Here is a 19,560-nt window from a genome sequence, read left to right as displayed (position 1 = left end):
TGATCGCCTCTTGCATGCTGAAGATGAAATGCGCCTTGAACTTCATCTCCGACTGCGCCAGAGCCTCGCGCGCCTTCTCCTCGAAGGCGGGAATATCCGTCGCCGCAAGGCGTGCGTGGATCTGTGCGTAGTAGGCATGGTCGGGGTCATAGACGTGCCCCGTGTCGCCGTGTTCCAGACCGTAGCGCTCGCGCGCGACAAGCAGCTGCTGCCACATATTGTCACGACGCGTCTCGTTGCCGCGCCGACTGCTCTCGTAGCTCTGCAGACGCTCCTCCATGCTGCGCTCGCCGTGTGCCTCCTGCATGAGAGCGGCAAGGCGCGCCTCGGCTGCCTCGGACAGCTCCGGATAGGCATCGCGCCACGCCCGAACCGCCTGCCCCGACTCCTCCTCCGCACGTGCAAGAAGCGGCAGTGCGCGCTCCGCCTGGTCGAGCGCAGACTCGGCACGTGCCTGCTCCTTCGTCGTCTCACTGCATGCGCGTACCGCCTCCTCTGCGCGCTGACGCGCCTCCTCATAGGCGGCTTTCAGGCGCTCCGCCTCGCTGAGATCCATGCCGGAGAGCTCCTCAGCCATCCGCGCCAGCTCCGCTGCGCAGGCTTCGAGTTTGGACAGGACGCCCAGCTGCTCGGCAAAATCTCCATACCGATGCAGGGGCTCGTGCAGAAGGTCGGCACATGTCTGTATGCGGCGCGCTTCCTCTGCTAGCGCAGCAAGTCGTTGACGCACCTCCTCCAACTCCCGCTGACGGATCTCGAGCTGGCGCTCAATCGCGCCCGCGCCGATGTACGGAATCTCATAGAAGCGGCGCGGAATCTGACGCGCCACAAGCCCCTTGTAGGACATACAACTCTTGGTTGCGGCACTCCGATACGTTATCATCTCCTGCTCATCCGCAGCCTGCATGATCGACCCGAGCAGATGGTCGATGCGCGCCTGTGCGAGGGGATTCTTCGCCTGCAGGAGGGCTGCAAGCGAGCCGTTTTCCCGTACGCCGAGATACTTTTTCTCCGCCTCCGTATTGACAAGCCCCACGCCGCCGAAATGGCGCTGCTTCTTTTCACTCTCATAGATATGCAGCGCCTCGCGAAAGACAGACTCATCCACGAGGAGATCGAAGCGCTGCGTATTCAGATAGCCTTCCAGTGTATCGCGCCACTCCTCGTCCAGAATCTCCAGTTCCTCGCAGAGCACATAGACCCCGGAGCGTCCCGCAAGCCGCTACTCCAAGAGCTCCTTGAGCCGCGTCATCTCGGGGCGGTATTTGCGCTGTCTCCGCTTGAGCCCCTCGATCTCCGCGCGCAGTTCCTCCTGCCTCGCTCCGGCTGCCGTCTGTTCCTGTTCAAGGAGGAGTGCGCCGCGCTGCATTCCTGCGCCGATCTCGGCGAGCAGTGCGCCGCCATTACGCAACTCTCCTTGCAGCTGCCCGATCTTCTCCGACTGTACACCATCCTCCGCCACATGCGTGAGTACCTGCGACAGCTCGCCCAAGGAGGCTGCAGAACCCTCCGGCAGCGCATAGAATTCGCCCGCAGGATATGCTGCAAGAGCCGCAATTTGCTCGGATTCGCGCAATAGTCCCTGCTGAAGCCGTCGATGGGATGCTCTGAGCGCACGCTGCTTCTCCTCGCATTCCTTCTGTGCTGCAAGCAGTTCGTCACGCCTGCGCTTTGTATCATTGCCCTGCCACGCGGCATATGCCTCCTGCTGCTCGAGATTCCTGCGCTCGGACAGCCGCTCCTGCTCGTGCATTCTGACCTGCAGCTCATCCACGCGTTCGCGGCAGGACTCTTTCTGCGTGCGTCCCGCATCCAGCTTTTCCGCCTCACGCATATGCCTGTAGGACAAGAGGACAAATTCCTGTTCGCACGCCGTATCCCGCCACTTGCAGAAGGAATCATAGTGCTCCTGCAGCGTTTCCAGCTCGCGTTTCTGCGCGCGCAGCCCCTGCAAATCGCGCTCGAATTTCTGATAGGAGTAGAACACCTCGCGCAGGACGTCCAACTTCAGATCGCGCGGGAGGAGGATGTACTCGTAGATAAAATCGCGCACCTGATTGATGGGGCGAAAGGCGAGAGCGCGTGAAAAAGCGGGCAGGAAGCGTGCGGAAAGCTGCCCCAGTCGGTTCATCAGGCGCCGCTGCCACTGCTTCTTCCCCGTCTCAAAGACGCTGCTGCCGTGTGCATAGCGCCGATGAAATGCCTCCCGCGTATAGAGCGCGCCGTCCTCCCCACGAAACTCGACCTCCGAGAGGGCACGTCGATCGAGCAGGAAGAATTCCTCCTGCAAGCTGTCATCGCGGAAGACATCGACCACATATCCTGCGAGAAAGGAAACCTTTTTTATATCGTCATAGAATTCCAGCACGATGTAGGAGGTAAATTCATCCGCGCGCAGATACTGCACGCCCTCCGCCTTGATCTTGCCGCGCAGATAGTGCAGCAGCGTCCGCCGTGCCTCCTGTGTCGCCGCAGCGTTGAACCGCGCCTGTGTCTGACTCCCGATGAAGATGTACTGCAAGGCGTCGAGCAGGGTGGATTTGCCCGCGCCGCTGTGCCCCGAGAGCATGGTTGCCGAGCCGAAGGAAATCTCGTCCTCATCGAAATAATGCCAGTTAATGACCTTCATTTTCCGCAGTTTCTTCATCGTCCTCCTCCTTTCTCTGCCGATAGATCGCCAGTCTCTTGTGCAGTTCCGACAGCTCCTCCCCGTCGACGGCGAGTGCAAGCGTGTGGAAGAGACGGATGCGCGCCTCCTCGGACAGCTCCCGATCGAGTACATCCGCGAGACGGTATTGCTTCGAGAGCTGCGTGAGGCGCTGCAGCGCCGTTTTCTTGAGGTCGGGCAGATGCAGTGCCAGATACTTGGCGCGGATCTCTGCGAGCGTAGTCATAGGGAATGTGCTCAGGTTCAGCCCTGTACGCTTTTCCTCATAGATGAGGCGCAGCACGAGCAGCCATATACTCTCCTCCATCGTCAGGGCACGCCTATGCGCCATCCCCGTGGAGAGCAGCCACACGATCTCATAGCGCTCGTCCACGCGGAACTCCCAGCCGATCACCTGAAAATACTCCGCAAGCTCTTCGCGGTAGCGCCGCGCCGCGATGTAGAGCGCCGCATCGTGTTCGCGTGTCAGAAAATTGCACGCCAAAAGCGACTGTATGACGTTCCGAATGCGTATGCGTTCCTCTTCGTTCAGCAGTTCCAGCTTCATTTTCTCTTCTCCCTGCGCCTGACCGTGCGGTTGCTGTATCGTATCGTGTCCTGCTCGCGTATCTCCTTGTGCCTGCCCAGCTGATATTTCGCCAACTCGTCGTGCCCGTAGAGATAGACGTAGAGCAGCTGCAGGAGGTCGGGCTCCGCCGTCTCGCGGAGCAGGGTCAGCAGCTCCTCGATCTCCATCGAGCCGCGCTGTCCGAGTACGTCCAGAATCCACGCCTCGATCTTCTGCCGCGAGATACCGCGCGCAACGCGCTCCGCACTCTCACGCCGCACACGCGCGCGCAGAGCCTCATCAACGTCACGCACGGGCGTGGCCGCAGCCGGTTCCAGAATGCGCTTCTTGCGCGGCACATAGCGGGACGCGGGCAGGAGCATATCCATCCCTTGCAGACGAAAGAGACGCGGCAGACCACCAACCTCGGTTCTCTCCTCGCGTGCCTCGGCTATGGCGAGGAGGACGCCCGCAATCATGCTCTCCGTGCGCGCGCTGCCCGCCTGCTGCAAATACAGCGCGCTCGTAGGACGCACGCACATACTGATTGTGGCGGCGGTCGATCTGGGCAAACATATCATCGAGTCCCCGATAGATCTCCTCGATCGTCTGCAGCGATGCGTTCATGCGGTATTCCGCCGCCTCCACAGAGTCGGCAAGCTGACGGCGTACGGCGTCGTCGCAGAGGGCACGCAGACGCTCCTTGTTCTGCCGTATCTCCTGCACCTCCTGCAAAATGCGGATGCGGTAGCGCGAGACGTGATCCGAGGTCTTGAGGCGATGATAGCTGCGATCCACGATATTCGACGAAATGATGGGACAGCACATCCTGCAGGCTCGTCTGTGCAGAGACCTGCTCCATCTTGCTCTTGATATTGTTCAGCAAAATGCGCAGTTCCTCGACGAACTCCTCCGCGAGACGCTCCGCCTCGAGCACAGCCATGCTCGGCTGCGCCTTTGCCGCCTCGCCCGAGAGCACCTGATAGGTCGTGAAGGCAAAGCGTTGGTACTCCACCGCCCGCCCCTCGCAGAGATTTGCAAAAAGCCCCCACAAGCGGCTGCTGTAATGTGGGAGCAAAATAAATATTTTGAAGTTCTCGCGCTGCTCATAGTCCAGCCAGCCGAATTCCTTCATGCGGCGGATCCTGTGATTCGCTTTGGCGCGCGACTCCTCTGTATCGGCGTCTTTCGCCGAAAAATCCTCGTCCTCGTACGCAACGCCGGCTTCCGCCCAGCTCTCGATCAGCTCCTGGAATTTATCGCGCAGGATCTCCTGCTCGATGCCGAACTGGGCAAGGCGGTACTGCTCGTAGAGGCAGAGTCCCGCCTCCGCATAGATCCGCCGGCATTTCCCCGCCAGCAGCCCGAAAAAACGCTCAGGCAGAACATCAAACAGCTCCACTTCCTCACCTCACGTTCTATTCACTTGCGCGCAAGTTCATCCTTCATCCGCGCAATCTCTGCCATAATCTCCTCGGAAAAGGAATCCAGCGACTCCTTGCTCTTGCGGTCGCCGTGAAAGGAGATCGGCATACCGTACATGATGCGCAGCTGCGGGATAAGTCCGCCGTTTGCAAAGATGCGATGCGTATTCAGAATGGCAACGGGCACAATCAGCGCGCCCGTCATGGCGGCAATGAGAGCGACGCCCGCCTCCGCCTTCTTGAGCTCGCCCGTCTTGCTGCGCGTGCCCTCGGGGAAAAGCCCCAGAACGCGCCCCTCCTTCAGCACCGTAACCGCCGCCTTGATCGCGCCGCGGTCGGATGCGCCGCGCTTCACGGGGAAGGCATGGCAGCGGCGGATCGCCGCGCCGAAGATCGGATTCTCGAACAGCTCGATCTTCGCCATGTAGCTGACAGGGCGGTCGATGAGGCTCGCCATGAGCGGCGGATCGATATTGCTCGCGTGGTTGGCGGCAAGGATGACCGCCCCCTCTGCGGGGATGTTCTCGCGACCGTAGACGCGCGTGCGGAATACAATATAAAAAAACAGTCGAAAAATGACCTGTAAAAATCCATACAGCATAGTGACCGCCTATTCCGAGAGTTCCAAGATCCGCGCGACAACCTCGTCGATCGTGAGCGCCGTCGAGTCGAGCAGCACGGCGTCCTCCGCCTGACGCAGGGGCGAGATTGCGCGCTCGCTGTCCTGCTTGTCACGGGAGGCAATCTCATCCTTCAGTGCGTCGAAATTGACCGCATAGCCCTTTGCCACCATCTCGTCATAGCGGCGGCGCGCGCGCTCCTCCACGGACGCCGTGAGGAAGATCTTCACGTCGGCATTTGGCAGCACATTCGTCCCGATGTCGCGCCCGTCCATCACGACGGCACTGTCCGCCGCCATCGCACGCTGCAGCTCCACCATCTTCTCGCGGACGGGGCCGAGTGCCGCGACGCGCGAGACGATATGCGTGACCTCGGGCGTGCGGATCTCAGCCGTCACATCCGTGCCGTCGACCGTTACGCGCGTGCCGCTCTCCGTGCAGGCAAGACGCACGTCGATGTCATGAACGGCGCGCAGGATCGCCTCATCGGGTGCGTCCTTGTCGTCCCGCAAGGTTTTCCACGCGACGCCGCGATACATCGCGCCCGTGTCGATATAGGTATAGCCGAGCTTTTCCGCCACAATCTTGGCGACGGTGCTCTTGCCCGCACCTGCGGGACCATCAATCGCAATTACACGCTTCATAAAGATCCTCCTTTGCTCAGACGCTCAATCTCGGAGAAGAATGTCGGATATGAGATATTCACGCTCTCCGGCTCCTCGATCCGAACGCCCTCCGCCGCCGCACCAAGAACGGCAAGCGACATTGCCATGCGGTGATCGCCCCAGCTGCGAACCTGCGCCTGACGAATCGCCGTTTTTCCGTGAATGATGAGCCCGTCCTCCTGCTCCTCGACGCTGCCGGGCGCGAGCTTTTGAAACTCCTCTGCGATTGCGTGGAGGCGGTCGGTCTCCTTCACACGCAGCTCGCCCGCGCCCGTGATGACGGTATCGCCCTCGGCAAAGAGCGTGGCGACGGCAATCACGGGGATCTCGTCGATGAGGCGCGGCATGATCTCCGCGCCAAAGGATACGCCACGCAGGGACGCCGACGCGACGATAATGTCTGCCACGCGCTCCCCGCCGCTCGTGCGCTCGTTTGTCAGTTGGATATGCGCGCCCATCCCTGTGAGCACGTCGAGAATGCCCGTGCGCGTCGGATTGACGCCCACATTTTTGAGCAGGAGGCGACTGCCTTCGATAATCGTCCCCGCCACGAGGAAGTACGCCGCAGAGCTGATGTCGCCCGGCACGGTGATTTCATCGGGGGCACGATAGCCGCCCTCCTCCACGGGGAATAAAGTAACGCTCGCCCCCGTGCGCGCAAGGCGGACGCCGAAGCCTGCAAGCATCTGCTCCGTATGGTCGCGCGAGACGTACGGCTCCGTCACCGTGGTCGGTGCGTCCGCATAGAGTCCCGCAAGCAGAATCGCGGACTTTACCTGTGCACTCGCAACGGGGCTTTCGTAGCGGATACCGCGCAGCTTCTCCGCCGTCGGCACGATCGTGAGCGGGAGGTTGTTGTTCCCACTCCGTCCGTAGATCTGTGCACCCATCTGAGAGAGCGGGCGGAGGACACGCCCCATTGGACGGCGCGTCAGTGAGGCATCACCGCAAAATGTCGAGAGAAACGGCTGCGGGGCGAGCAGTCCCATCATGAGCCGCAGGGTTGTCCCCGAATTTCCTGCGTCGAGCACCGTCGTCGGCTCGGTCAGCCCGTGCAGTCCCTTCCCCGTGACGATCAGCTCGTGCTCATTCAAAAACTCCACATCCACGCCGAGCGCGCGCATGACGCCGACCGTCGAGAGGCAGTCCGCCGCATGGAGAAAATTCCTGATATGAACGGGCGTATTGCCCAGCCCCGCAAACATGACGCTGCGGTGCGAGATGGATTTGTCCCCCGGAATCTCGACCTCGCCCTGCCAGCCGTGCCGCACGGGCGCAATCGTCTGAGTCTCTGCCATTCACTTGTCCCCTTCCAAATCCCACACACTGTAAGAACCTGCGGCATGTCCCATCGAAAACGCCGCCTGTAAATTGTAGCCGCCCGTATACGCATCCACGTCGACCAACTCGCCGACGAAGTAGAGATGCTTTACGATCTTGGACTCCATTGTGCGCGGGTCGATCTCCCGCGTTGCAACGCCGCCCGCTGTCACAATCGCCTCTGCAAGGGGACGCGTCCCCGTGACCGTCAGCGGCAACGCCTGCAATGTCTGTACGAGTCGCTCCCGCTCCTTTGACGAAATCTGTCCGACGACGCGCTCGGGTGAAAGCTCTGCTGCACGAAGAACGGGGTCAATCAGCCGCTTGGGCAGAAGGTCGATCATACCGTTATGAAGTTGCTTCTGTTCGTACGCCGTAAAGTCCCGTTCCACGCGCTCGCGCAGCTTCTCGTGCGTCAGTGCGGGTTTCAGATTCAGACGAAGTTCCAGTGCCCGCTCTCCCGCCGCAAAGAGTTCCGATGCGCGGCGGCTCAGCTGAAGAATGATGGGGCCGGTTACGCCGAAATGCGTGAAGAGCATCTCCCCGAAGAAGTCCTGTCCCTTTTTGCCCGCATGGTAGAGCATCGCACGGACATTGCGCAGCGAGAGTCCCTGCACATCCTTCACCCACTCATCACTTGTCACGAGCGGGACGAGTGCGGGGAAAAGCTCTGTGACCGTGTGCCCCGCCGCACGCGCGAGTGCGTAGCCGTCACCCGTCGAGCCCGTCGCGGGATAGGAGGCACCGCCCGTTGCGAGAATAACGGCAGCCGCCTCGATACGCGTGCCGTCCGCAAGGCGGACACCGCACACACGGCCATCCTCGATAATGAGTTCCGTCACCGCTGCATTCGTACGAATCTCAACCTTTTGATCGTGCAGATGGCGGAGCATGGCGTCCACCACATCGAGCGCGCGGTCACTCTCCGGAAAGACGCGGTTGCCGCGCTCCGTCTTGAGCGGCACGCCCAGCCCCTCGAAGAACGCCATGACATCGGCATTGTCAAAGGCGCGCAGACTGCTGTTGAGAAATCTGCCGTTGCCCACAATATTTTTGATGATGTCAGGAATCTCGTCTGCGCTTGTGACGTTGCAGCGTCCCTTTCCCGTAATCATCATCTTGCGCCCGACGCGCGGCATCTTCTCGAGGAGCAGGACGCGCCCGCCGCACTCCGCCGCTGCGGCTGCCGCCATCATCCCCGCAGGTCCCGCGCCCACGACTACGATCTTCTTCACTGTCTCGCACCCCCGCAATTTTACGAAGCGCCTGTATCTCCTCTGCCGTCAGATGACGGAATGCCCCACAGGCAAGCCCCCTCAGCGTCAGCTGCGCGAATCGCACGCGCCGCAGGGAGACGACGTGGCAGCCAATCGCGGCGAACATACGGCGTACCTGACGATTGCGCCCCTCGTGGATGATTGTCTCGACCACCGTGCGCCCCTCGTCCGCCTTGAGGACACGAACTTTTGCAGGGGCAGTCATGCCGTCCTCGAGGAGAATCCCACGGCGCAGCTGAGCGAGCCCCGCCTCTGTGACCTCCCCCACGATTTCCGCATGATATACCTTTGCGATCTCAAAGCGCGGATGAAGAAGTCCCTGCGTCATCGCGCCGTCGTTCGTAATGAGGAGCAGCCCCTCCGTATCGGCATCCAACCGCCCCACGGGATAGAGGCGCGCGGAGAAACCCGGCAGGAGGTCGAGCACAGTCTTGCGTCCGCGGTCATCGCGCGCCGTCGAGAGATAGCCGCGCGGCTTGTTGAGGAGGATATAATACTTTTTTTCCTCCGCCGCTATGCGTACACCATCCACGGCGATCACGTGCCGTGCAGGGTCATACTTCGCGCCGAGCTCGGTCACAACAGCGCCATCCACCGCCACGCGCCCCGCGCGAATCATCTCCTCCGCCGCGCGGCGTGAGGCAACGCCCGCATGGCTGAGGATCTTTTGCAATCGTTCTTCCATATCGCTCCCTATCGCACTTTGACCGCGCGCTCACCCATAAGCGCCGTAAGAGCCTGACGCACCGCCGCCGAGCCGTCAATCCAGTAATTTTCATTCAGCGGACGCCAGCTCCCGTCACTGCGGACATAGACGGGATGATCCCCCGGATGCGCGGCAAAGAGTTCCTGCATCTCGATCCACAGCGTACGGCGGTCGGCATCGGCGGACGGAATCAGATAGAAGGAGGCGCGATATTCGCTCATCCGCCAAATCTTATCGGCGAGCAGCTTCGGCTCCTCGCCCGTTGTATCGACATGCCCCTCCACGACGAGAATCATATCCGTCTCCAAATCGGACACGTGCGCATAGAAGACGCGCGGAAACACGGTGACTTCGATCTTGCCGCTGAAATCCTCGAGCTCGGCGAAGAGCATGGTGTCACCCTTCTTCGTCGTAAAGCGCTTCGTGCTCGTCAGTATGCCCCCGATCCGCACGAGCTGGCGATCCCTCTTCACCGCATTCGGAATCTCGCCGATGGAGAGGAGTCCGCCGAGCGTTTCGCTGTAATCATCGAGCGGATGTCCCGTGATGTAGAAGCCCGTCGCTTCCTTCTCCCACGTCAGGCGCTCACGCGCCGTGCTCGGCGGAACATCGGACGGAATCTGAATCTGATGAACCTCCTCCATCGTGTCCTCACCAAAGAGGCCGATCTGCCCGCTCATGAGATCGCGCTGACGACGCGCCGCATCCTGCATTGCGGCATCGAGCGATACGAGAAGCTGATTGCGCTCCATGCCGAGACTGTCGAACGCACCGCATTTGATGAGGCTCTCGATTGCACGCTTGTTGACCGTACGCATATCGACGCGCGCGCAGAAGTCCACAAGCGAGCGGAACTGTCCGCCCTCCGCGCGCACGCGCTCCATGCTCACAATCGCATTCTCGCCGACATTGCGCACGGCGGCAAGCCCGAAGCGGATCGCCCCGTTCTCGATGCCGAATGTCGCCGCACTCGAGTTGATGTCGGGCGGCAGAATCTTAATCCCCATCTGGCGACAGAGCTGAATGTAGACGGGAATCTTGTCCGTCTTGTCCATAATGCTCGTCAGAACGCCCGCCATAAACTCGACAGGGTAATGCGCCTTGAGGTACGCTGTCTGCCATGCGAGCAGTCCATAGGCGGCGCTGTGGGACTTGTTGAACCCATAGTCCGCAAAATGCGTCAGGAGGTCAAAGATATGGTTTGCCAGCCCCGCCTCAATTGCGTTCTTTGCGCAGCCCTGCAAGAAGATCTCCTTCTGCGCCATCAGGAGGTCGTGCTTCTTCTTCCCCATCGCACGGCGCAGGAGATCCGCCTGACCGAGACTGAATCCCGCGAGCACCTGCACAATCTGCATGACCTGCTCCTGATAGAGTACGACGCCGAACGTCTCCTTGAGAATCGGCTCGAGCAGGGGGTGCATGTAGACGACCTCTTTCTTCCCGTGCAGGCCGTCGATGAAGTCCGTCACCATCCCACTGCCGAGCGGCCCCGGACGATAGAGCGCAACCGTCGGAATGAGATCGACGAAGCCCTTCGGCTGCAAGTCCTTGACGAGATTCGTCATACCCGCAGACTCCATCTGAAAGACAGCCCCCGTATCGCCATCGCACAGCATTTGTGATGTTTTTTCATCAACAAGCGGAATCGCATCGACATCCAGTTCTATGCCGTGTGAGGCACGCACATGCTGCACCGTATCCGCAATGATGGTGAGCGTGCGCAGCCCCAGAAAGTCCATCTTGAGAAGACCGAGCGCCTCCACGTCATCCTTGTCGAACTCCGTGACGAGCGTGCCCTCGGAGACCCAGACGGGCACCTGACTCGAGAGCGGATTCTTCGCAATCACAACGCCTGCCGCATGGATGGAGGTATTGCGCGGCAGCCCCTCGATCTTACGTGCGAGATCGATCACTCTTGCGACATTCTCATCCGCTTCGTAGGCACGGCGAAAATCCGCCGACTCCTTGAGTGCACGCTCCAATGTGATATTCAGCTCTGCGGGCACGAGCTTTGTGATCGCGGAGACCTCGCTGAACGACATTTCGAGGACGCGCCCGACATCGCGAATCGCGCCCTTTGCCCCCATTGTACCAAAGGTGGCAATCTGCGCGACATGATCCTCGCCGTAGCGCTCCTTGACATACGAAATCACCCGACCGCGATTGATGTCGTCAAAGTCGATATCGATATCCGGCATCGACACGCGTTCGGGGTTGAGAAAACGCTCGAAGAGGAGCGCATATTGCAGGGGGTCGATATTCGTAATGCCGAGCAGATAAGCAACGATACTGCCAGCCGCCGAGCCGCGCCCGGGGCCCACGGCAACACCGTGCTCCCGCGCGTAGTTGATGAAGTCCCACACAATAAGGAAGTAGCTAGCATATCCCATGTCGCGAATGACGCCGAGCTCGTAGTCCATCCGCGCATGAATTTCATCTGTTACATTCGGATAACGCGTGGGAATACGTTCCTCACACAGAGCACGCAGATATGCATCATCACTCTCAAAGCTCTCAGGGATGGGATAGAACGGCAGCTGCAGCTCCCCGAAGGTGAAGTCCACCTGACAGCGCGCAGCAATCTTCGCCGTATTCTCAATCGCTCCCGGATAGTCCGAAAAGAGCGCCGTCATCTCCTGCTCCGACTTCAGATAGTAGTCGGATCCCGAAAACTTCATGCGGTCGGGATCGTTGATGGTTCTCCCCGTCTGCACACAGAGGAGGATATCATGAAATTCGCTGTCTCCCGCATTGACATAGTGTACATCGTTTGTTGCAACGAGCCCAATGTCATGTTTTTTAGCAAGATCGCGGAGCGCACGGTTGACCGTCTTTTCCTCGGGCAGCCCGTGATCCTGTATCTCGAGAAAGAAGTTCTCCTTCCCAAAGATTTCCACGTATTCACGCACGAGTTCATCTGCCTGCTGCATATTCTCCCGCAGAATCGCCTGCGGGATCTCCCCCGCCACACAGGCAGAGAGCGCAATAATTCCCTCGTGGTATTTCCGCAGGAGCTCCTTGTCCACACGCGGCTTATAATAATATCCCTCGATATTTGCGAGGGATATTAGCTGCACCAGATTGCGATAGCCCGTTTCGTTCTCGGCGAGGAGGATCAGATGGTAGTAGCGTGTGCCGTCCACCTCCGCGCGCTCCTGCCGCAAACGCGGCGCGAGATAGACCTCGCAGCCGATGATGGGATGGATGCCCTGCGCCTTTGCTTCCTTATAGAATCGGACAGCACCGTACATAACGCCGTGGTCGGTCATAGCGACTGCGTCCATGCCGAGCTCCTTCGTACGCCGAACGAGCTCCTTGACCCGACTCGCGCCGTCCAGCAGACTGTACTCGGTATGCACGTGCAGATGTGCAAAGGCCATGCTTCTCCTCCCTTCCGTTTCTTTATTTCATTAAATTAAGGAAGCACTGATAAATTCAGCCCTGTCATCTTGGCGCATCTTTTTCGCCCTCTCTTCGTCGACAAATCCTCCACATAGTCTATGCTATGCGTCCGGTTTGTCTCCTTGACAGGACAAAAAATCTACACCAATCTGACAGACTTCATTTTATCAGCGATTCCTTAAATCTTTGACGCGCAGAATTTCTCCCAAATCTCCTGATATAGATTTTCCAGCTCTTCCATATAGCCCTGCACATTCATCAAGGGCGAGCGTTTCATATTCGCACGCAGCCCCATATGGTATGCCTCAAGCAATTTCGGTGACTCCGCGAGTTGACCCGCGCGGCGCACATAGTTGATGTCGTTCTCCGCGACGAGCTCGCGTACACCCGCATTCGTCAGAATCGATGCGCCGAAGCGGGAGCCGTGCGTGCGCCCGCGCAGCGAGATGACGGGAACCCCCATATAGAGTGCCTCGCACGTTGTCAGACCACCGTTATAGGGAGCGGTGTCGAGCGCGATGTCAATGTCCCGATACTGCTCGAGGTAGTCCGGACTATACGGACGAAATTCCACACGTGTAAGATCATAGTTCAGCATGGAGAGACGCTGCTTTGCAAAATTGAGTCCTGAATCGATGCTGGCGATCTTCCCCTTGATGACGAGCTTCGAGCCGCGAACGGACTCCAGAATCCCGCGCCATAGGAGCAGGATTTCATCCGTAACCTTGGCAAAGTTATTGAAGCTGCCGAACGTAACATAGCCGTTTTTCCTCATAGGAGGCTCATAGCCGGCCTCGGGCATCGCCCGTATTGTCTCGGGCGCATAGCAGAGATGCGAGTGCGGCATACGCAGAATCTGCTCCGTAAACCCAGCCTCTGCCGCGCGATCCCCCTTGGGAATACAGATCTCATCGGAAAGGAAGTAGTCGATCACGTGCAGCCCCGTCGTATTCGTATAGCCGATCCCCGAAATCTGGACAGGAGCCGGGCGATACGCCATAATCGGAAGTGCATTGTCCTGCGAATGCCCAGACAAATCAACCAATATGTCAATCTTATCCTCGGCAATGAGGCGTGCCGCCGTCCGTGGGTGCCGACCACGCAGATCACGCCATGTGACACGACGTGTGCGAAAACGCTCCGTCACAGCATCGCTCCTGCCCGTCGCATAGCAGAACACCATGAACTGCTCGCCATCAAAGTGGCGGAGCAGAGGTGTCAGGAAATACGAGACTGCATGTTCTCTGAAATCGGGCGAAATATAGCCAATGCGAAGCTTTTTCTGGGGCAATCGTATTACATTGTCATGTGTATATGGCCGCACTGTCTGTAATGTGCTATAAAGCTCAGCCTTGAGGCGTCCGTCTTTTGCGCCGAGATGCCGGTAGTTGCGCATGAAGAGGTACTTGCTGTAGAGCTCCGCCGCCTCATCCGCCTCATCCGCGAGACGGCTGGACATGAGGAGTTCATGTGCAGATCCCTTCGCCTCCCCTGCAAGGTAGAGCGCATCGGCGAGCCATCCGCGCGCGCGCTTCATCATCTGATGATAGATGGCATAGGAGGGATCCTCCACACCAAGCACCTTTTCCTTGTAGGACAGCTCCTCAATCAGGTCGGCGAGCAGGGGGATCTCATCGTCCAGCCGGAACTCCAACGCTGCAAGCCCCGCCTGTACCATGCGCGCGCGCGGATGTCGAGGCTGCGCTTTCAGCACCTTTGCAGCAAGCTCCTCTGCCTCATCGATCCGACCGCTGTAGAGTGCCACTTCGGCATTGACAGCCATCGCGTCAATATCGCCCTCCATCAGGCGATCCACCTCTTGGGCACAGGCGCGCATCCCCTTTAGATCACCATCGGCAGAGAACTTTGTTGCCAGCTTCAGCCAATTCAGCTTTTCCTCTGCCGCATGTTCAGCCCTTGGCGGCTGTTCCTGCATAGACGCAAACCTCCTTTCCACATAGTTTTATTCAGACCTCGGGATGTAATTCTGCACCGTATTCATGCAGGAAAATCTTTTGATAGCGCTTGTACTCAGGCGCAAGCGGCTTCTCGCGCGGGCAGTGGATGCACCAGAAATCCTCCTCCTGATTCGGCACAACCACCTTGAAATCATGCCGCTGCATCTCCATGCACATCGATGTGTCATAGAGATGCCATCCCGTAAACAGATCCTCACGCCAGCGAATGTCATACTGCGTCGCAAGGAAGAGTCCGTCCACAGCCTCCACATCAATGTATGCACCGTCCGGCTCCATGCAGTGCGAGTCCACAACGCTCTCCGGCTCGCAGTGATGGAGAACACGCCCGTATGTACGCAGACCATCCCACCAGACGCCCGAGCGCGGCAGACTGCGGCAGCCGATCATGCCGATCAGCCCAACCGTCTCGTCCGCAAAAATAGAGAGCAAATCCGCGATAAGATTCTTGTTAACGACGAGCACATCCTGATGCAGATATACCTTGTATTTCGCATCTGTCGCACGCGCCCCCTCGTTATAGCCTGCACACATGGAAACGGCATTGCGCACGGGTACATAATCCGCCGTCATCTTGTCGGGAATACGCAGCGACTGTAAATACAGAAGACATTCACTATACATATCCTCGTCGTTGACACAGGTGATAAATGCGACTTTATTCCGATCCAGACTCATCAGTTTATCTCTTTCCATGGGACATTTTTATTTGCATCGCGCGGTAACGCTCCCGCTCCAACGGGTCAACACTCTCCAAGGCACTCACATCCATCATCTCATAAATAAAGTCATTGCGTCCGACCGAATGCTCTGCTAAGCATCGATAGAAAGACTCTGTATGGACAACAGTCTCACGTGCCAATGAAGCCAGATATGCAGGAAAAACGCCAAGCCGATTCACGCTCTCCCACAATCCATGAACGGATGCCGCGCGTTCTACATTGTACTCAATCCGATGAATCAGCCGCACCATCTGCTCACGCTCTGCCGACGTATACATGGATTTCAGCAGGGAGAGCTCCGGCATCGAGCGATCCGCACGCACGAGATAGAACTCTGTCTCCAGATCATCCTGCTCGTTTTCAAAGCCCGCCATTGTAAGACGTTCGATGAGCCCCTTCGGAGCCTCACGCTGCTGCTGACGCACACGAACGCTTTTATAAAACGAGGCATAGAGCAGATTTTCGAACTCAGCCCGTGTATAGAGACGCGAAACAATATTGTAATAATGCCCGTCCATCAGATTTCGCAGGACTGACCAATGTCGTATGTTGCGGAAGCTCGTGAGGAGTGCCCCCGTCTCCTTGAGAAACATGGAAAAACCCGCAGCAATATCCTGCGGATTGTCTGCCTTCTCCAAGGTGAGATCCGATATGATATAGTCAAAAAAATTGCGCGTATACGGGAGCGGCACCGCAAGATAGTCCAGAATCTGCCAGTGAACGCTCTGCGGTGCATCCGGCTCCGCTTCATCGGGCTCGGCCGCAACGGCATAGAGCTCCGCCTGCGGAAACATCCTATGCAGCTCATGCAGGTAGCTCAGACTCTCGACCACGAGGATACGCAGCGGCGCAGCATTCGGCTTCAGAAAGCCAAGCAGTTCGGGGCGAATTTTTTCAGCCAAGCGTGCTCCTCCATTTTATAATAATAGCACCTCTGCGAACAGAGACTTTTTTATTATACCACAGAATGTAAAGAACGTATATCTGCCACCTGTCCCTCATTTCAAAGCAGAAGCGGAATGACGAAAATCTCCGGCGTCTCATAGGGATGCACGGCTCTGATCGCCGCAAGCGTCTCCTCTACCCGATCCACATCCACGCGCAGCTCGACCTTGAGCTCCGGTGCCTCGCACAGCTCACCGACCTTACCCTCGTACGGCGACGCCCCTTCGAGCGGACGCCACGAGCCCGTCACACGGGAGTATGCAAGACAGCTGTCATAGTTCCCGAGCTGTCCCGCCCCCACAGCGCGAAGCGCCTGCCGCAGCTGTGGCAAATGTGTCTCAGGGATAAATATCTCGAGTTTTACAGATTTTATTTGCTCGATCATCGTATATCCCCCATTTTCAAAAACCTGTCAATCAATATTCAATCCAACATCCGAGCGCAGTTGTATCGCCTCAGCAATATGCGCTGCCGTGATGACGGGACTTTGCCCGAGATCGGCAATCGTCCGTGCTACCTTGATGATGCGGTCGTGAGAACGCGCCGATAGGTTGATGCGGTGAAATGCCGCCTCCAGCAAACGCTCTGCCTCCTGCTCAAGTCGACAATATTTTTTGATCATGCTGTGATTCATTTGTGCATTACAAAAGAGGCCGTGTCTCTGCAATCGCTCGCGTTGAATAATGCGAGCCGCCACAACGCGCTGACGAATGGATTCAGAGGATTCCGCCTTACGCGCAGCATGAAGATCCGCATAGGTTACACGCGACACACGGATATGAAGATCGATACGGTCAAGCAACGGCCCTGATAATTTTCGTGTATATCGCTTGATCTCGCCCGCAGAACACTCACATATATGATCCTTATCTCCGTGAAATCCGCAGGGGCATGGATTCATTGCCGCTACCAAAATGATACTAGAGGGAAAGGTCAGCGTCGCGTTCGCACGCGACACTGTAATCTGACGATCCTCAATCGGTTCGCGCAGCACCTCAAGCGTCTTCTTGCTGAACTCCGGCAGCTCATCGAGAAAGAGCACGCCGTGATGCGCGAGTGTCACCTCGCCCGGACGCGGGATACTCCCACCGCCGATCATCGCCACCGTCGAGGACGTATGATGTGGACTTCGGAAGGGGCGCGTGGTCACAAGCCCCGTATCCTTGCCGAGCAGCCCCGAGATGCTGTAAATCTTCGTGATCTCGATGGCTTCTTCCTTCGTCAGCTCCGGCAGAATCGAAGGCATCCGACGTGCCAGCATCGTCTTTCCCGAGCCGGGCACGCCAACCATGAGGACATTGTGCCCTCCTGCCGCCGCAATCTCAAGCGCACGCTTCGCCTGATACTGCCCCTGTACGTCCGCAAAGTCATCGGTGAAGGCGTTGTCTTTTGTGTCTTTAATTTGTTTTGGCGCGGCAGGAGTCAGTGTTTCCGTGCCCGTCAGATGGCGCACAAGCTGCGCCAGGTTTTCGACTGCATAGACCTTCAGGCCATCAATGAGGAGTGCCTCGTCTGCATTCGACGGTGCAACGTAAAACTCCGTCAGACCATGTTCCCGCGCCGTAATCGCCATTGGGAGAATGCCGCTGATCGGACGGCAGTTTCCATCGAGAGAGAGTTCCGCAGAGAAAAGCGCGTGCTGCACCCCCGCCTCGGGAACCATGCCGTAGGATGCAAGGAGTCCGACGGCTATCGGCAGATCAAGCCCCGAGCTGTCCTTGCGCACATCGGCGGGCGCAAGATTCACCGTCACACGCTCCTGCCGCAGTTGGATGCCGGAGTTGCGAATCGCAGTGCGTACCCGCTCCTTCGACTCCTTCACCGACGTATCGGGAAGCCCCACCAGTTCAAAGCCCGGCAGCCCGGGCGACACATCCACCTCAACGTCGATAATCCGTCCATCTATCCCGAGGGTCGTCGCACCATAAGTCTTTGCAAACAACGGCTCTCCCTCCCACGTTTCAAATATAAGAAAATTATAACACAGGATAGGGGTTGTTGCCTAATGATTCTTTGCAAAAGAAAAAGAGATTCCAAGCATCAAGTGTGACAAGTGGAATCTCTTGTGATATAATGATAAACATCTATTCGTCTGACCTGCTATTTACGAGGAGGTGTCATTATGACACAGCGTCCTGCATTTGATGAGATTCGCTCATATGAGGAGTTTATAAAATATTATTGGTATCGAACAGAACTCGTAGAGATTTGCAAAAAGCTTGGAATTGCACACAGGGGGGTAAAAAAAGATCTCAATCACAACATTGCAGAATACTTTAAAGGGAACATAGTCAAAGCCACTCCCGAAAAAGAGCAGATGATATCATCTGGAGCGATTTCCTTGGACACACCATTACTTGCTTGCAACTTTTCGTTCAACACAAAGTTTAGAACATATTTCTCAAATCTGACGAGGGTTGCTCCCTTTAAATTTACAGCAGATATGGCGACCGCATGGCGAAAGGTGAAAGCGGATCACGACACATCGTTTACTATACAGGACATGTTGAATGTATATAAGGGGATATCGACTTATGCAAAGTATGATTCTTCTGTATGCGAATGGAACCGCTTCTTAAAAGATTTCTGCGCTGATCCCATAAATGACAAGTTCAAATCAAAATTAAAGGCAGCTGCTATCCTATGGCGAATTGTTCGTGATTCCGATCAACCTAAAATGTATTCACACACATTAGTGCAAGATCATTTAAAACAACTCGAAAAGCTTTAAGGATAACACTTCTTAATTAATTTGTTGACTGTATTGTAAGAAACGCTGATAACTGTAGTCCAACTTCTCTCAGCGCATCTTTTCCCTGCCAATGTCCCCCTATAGAGTACCAATCTTCATCCGCTTTGTTTCCTTAAATAGAACAAACCTCTACATCCATCAACGCCACTCTCAATCCCACCCTTAAAAACAACAACCACCTGCCCATCTTCCTTGACCACGATGTAATCGAGCAGTCCGCCCCATAGCTCCTCATCGAACTCAACTTGCTCCCCGTTGATACCGCATACCACTTGAATCATGCCCTCCAAGGTATTTCTCTTGCTCTCCCTCTCGGCAATTTGCTCGTCCAACTTCTCCAAACTCCCCTGCTTTTCCAGATAGCGTGCGCGAATCTCATTCTCTTGATTCAGATACGCATTCTGGTCCTGTGCTACCCGTGCATTCTCACGAATCAGTTTTTCAAGCCGTTCTGCCAAAACGCCGAGTTCCTGCTCTACTTTATCCCGTTCCTCCGTCAGCTCTACCGTTTGGCAAACGTCGTCAATCAGGGATTG

General features: G+C 57.3%; 15 protein-coding genes and 4 pseudogenes. 1 reads left to right on the top strand and 18 read right to left on the bottom strand.

Features of this window, described 5'->3' with window-relative positions; translation table 11 throughout:
- From AXF19_RS15520 to AXF19_RS10205, 17 genes and pseudogenes are all read right to left on the bottom strand, one after another.
- Positions 1-1,195: pseudogene (locus AXF19_RS15520) on the bottom strand (exopolyphosphatase); the annotation flags it as partial.
- 27 nt (positions 1,196-1,222) lie between these two features.
- Positions 1,223-2,647 carry an ATP-binding protein gene (locus AXF19_RS15515; RefSeq protein ID WP_237141588.1) on the bottom strand — a complete coding sequence of 475 codons (1,425 nt, stop codon included), beginning with the start codon at positions 2,645-2,647 and terminating at the stop codon, positions 1,223-1,225.
- The gene (locus AXF19_RS10265; protein WP_066848438.1) at positions 2,616-3,215 is read right to left on the bottom strand and encodes a DUF4194 domain-containing protein; all 600 of its coding nucleotides are present in this window, start codon (positions 3,213-3,215) and stop codon (positions 2,616-2,618) included. Before AXF19_RS10265 ends, AXF19_RS15515 begins: the two co-directional genes overlap by 32 nt.
- The gene (locus AXF19_RS15720; protein WP_250637312.1) at positions 3,212-3,757 is read right to left on the bottom strand and encodes a Wadjet anti-phage system protein JetA family protein; all 546 of its coding nucleotides are present in this window, start codon (positions 3,755-3,757) and stop codon (positions 3,212-3,214) included. Before AXF19_RS15720 ends, AXF19_RS10265 begins: the two co-directional genes overlap by 4 nt.
- Positions 3,758-3,776: 19 nt before the next feature.
- Positions 3,777-4,617, bottom strand: a pseudogene (locus tag AXF19_RS15715) (Wadjet anti-phage system protein JetA family protein); the annotation flags it as partial.
- Between the two features lie 20 nt (positions 4,618-4,637).
- The gene (locus AXF19_RS10255; RefSeq protein ID WP_066848436.1) at positions 4,638-5,240 is read right to left on the bottom strand and encodes a lysophospholipid acyltransferase family protein; all 603 of its coding nucleotides are present in this window, start codon (positions 5,238-5,240) and stop codon (positions 4,638-4,640) included.
- 9 nt (positions 5,241-5,249) lie between these two features.
- Complete coding sequence (cmk, locus tag AXF19_RS10250) at positions 5,250-5,903, bottom strand: (d)CMP kinase (protein WP_066848435.1); 654 nt, start codon at positions 5,901-5,903, stop codon at positions 5,250-5,252.
- On the bottom strand, positions 5,900-7,222 hold the full coding sequence (gene aroA, locus AXF19_RS10245; RefSeq protein WP_066848432.1) for a 3-phosphoshikimate 1-carboxyvinyltransferase: 1,323 nt from the start codon (positions 7,220-7,222) through the stop codon (positions 5,900-5,902). The genes cmk and aroA overlap by 4 nt, the downstream gene beginning before the upstream one ends.
- Positions 7,223-8,479, bottom strand: coding sequence for an NAD(P)/FAD-dependent oxidoreductase (locus AXF19_RS10240; protein ID WP_066848428.1), 1,257 nt, complete (start codon positions 8,477-8,479; stop codon positions 7,223-7,225).
- A 106-nt stretch (positions 8,480-8,585) separates the two neighbouring features.
- Positions 8,586-9,206: pseudogene (locus AXF19_RS10235) on the bottom strand (pseudouridine synthase); the annotation flags it as partial.
- Between the two features lie 8 nt (positions 9,207-9,214).
- Entirely contained in the window at positions 9,215-12,607 is a 3,393-nt protein-coding gene (locus AXF19_RS10230) for a DNA polymerase III subunit alpha (protein WP_066848425.1), read from the bottom strand.
- A gap of 35 nt (positions 12,608-12,642) precedes the next feature.
- Positions 12,643-12,768, bottom strand: coding sequence for a secretion protein HlyD (locus AXF19_RS15510; protein ID WP_237141747.1), 126 nt, complete (start codon positions 12,766-12,768; stop codon positions 12,643-12,645).
- 39 nt (positions 12,769-12,807) lie between these two features.
- A complete protein-coding gene (locus tag AXF19_RS10225) occupies positions 12,808-14,565 on the bottom strand; it encodes an O-linked N-acetylglucosamine transferase, SPINDLY family protein (RefSeq protein WP_066848422.1) in 1,758 nt (585 codons plus the stop codon).
- A gap of 31 nt (positions 14,566-14,596) precedes the next feature.
- Positions 14,597-15,301: a glycosyltransferase family protein gene (locus AXF19_RS10220; protein WP_066848420.1), complete on the bottom strand. Its 705-nt coding sequence runs from the start codon at positions 15,299-15,301 to the stop codon at positions 14,597-14,599.
- Positions 15,288-16,229, bottom strand: coding sequence for a hypothetical protein (locus tag AXF19_RS10215; protein WP_066848418.1), 942 nt, complete (start codon positions 16,227-16,229; stop codon positions 15,288-15,290). The genes AXF19_RS10220 and AXF19_RS10215 overlap by 14 nt, the downstream gene beginning before the upstream one ends.
- A gap of 101 nt (positions 16,230-16,330) precedes the next feature.
- Positions 16,331-16,657, bottom strand: a complete 327-nt coding sequence (gene cutA, locus AXF19_RS10210) for a divalent cation tolerance protein CutA (RefSeq protein ID WP_066848415.1) — start codon at positions 16,655-16,657, stop codon at positions 16,331-16,333.
- Between the two features lie 27 nt (positions 16,658-16,684).
- Positions 16,685-18,214, bottom strand: coding sequence for a YifB family Mg chelatase-like AAA ATPase (locus AXF19_RS10205; RefSeq protein ID WP_066848412.1), 1,530 nt, complete (start codon positions 18,212-18,214; stop codon positions 16,685-16,687).
- A gap of 180 nt (positions 18,215-18,394) precedes the next feature.
- On the opposite strand from AXF19_RS10205, the gene AXF19_RS10200 reads away from it, so the two are divergent.
- Entirely contained in the window at positions 18,395-19,003 is a 609-nt protein-coding gene (locus tag AXF19_RS10200; RefSeq protein ID WP_084784815.1) for an SAP domain-containing protein, read from the top strand.
- A 116-nt stretch (positions 19,004-19,119) separates the two neighbouring features.
- On the opposite strand, the pseudogene AXF19_RS15505 reads toward AXF19_RS10200, so the two are convergent.
- Positions 19,120-19,560 (bottom strand): annotated as a pseudogene (locus AXF19_RS15505) (recombinase family protein); the annotation flags it as partial.

Origin of the sequence: Selenomonas sp. oral taxon 126 (genome assembly GCF_001683335.1) — a bacterium.
GTDB lineage: Bacteria > Bacillota > Negativicutes > Selenomonadales > Selenomonadaceae > Centipeda.
The sequence above is the reverse complement of the archived record's forward strand: the minus strand, read 5'-3'. Positions and strand labels throughout refer to the sequence as shown.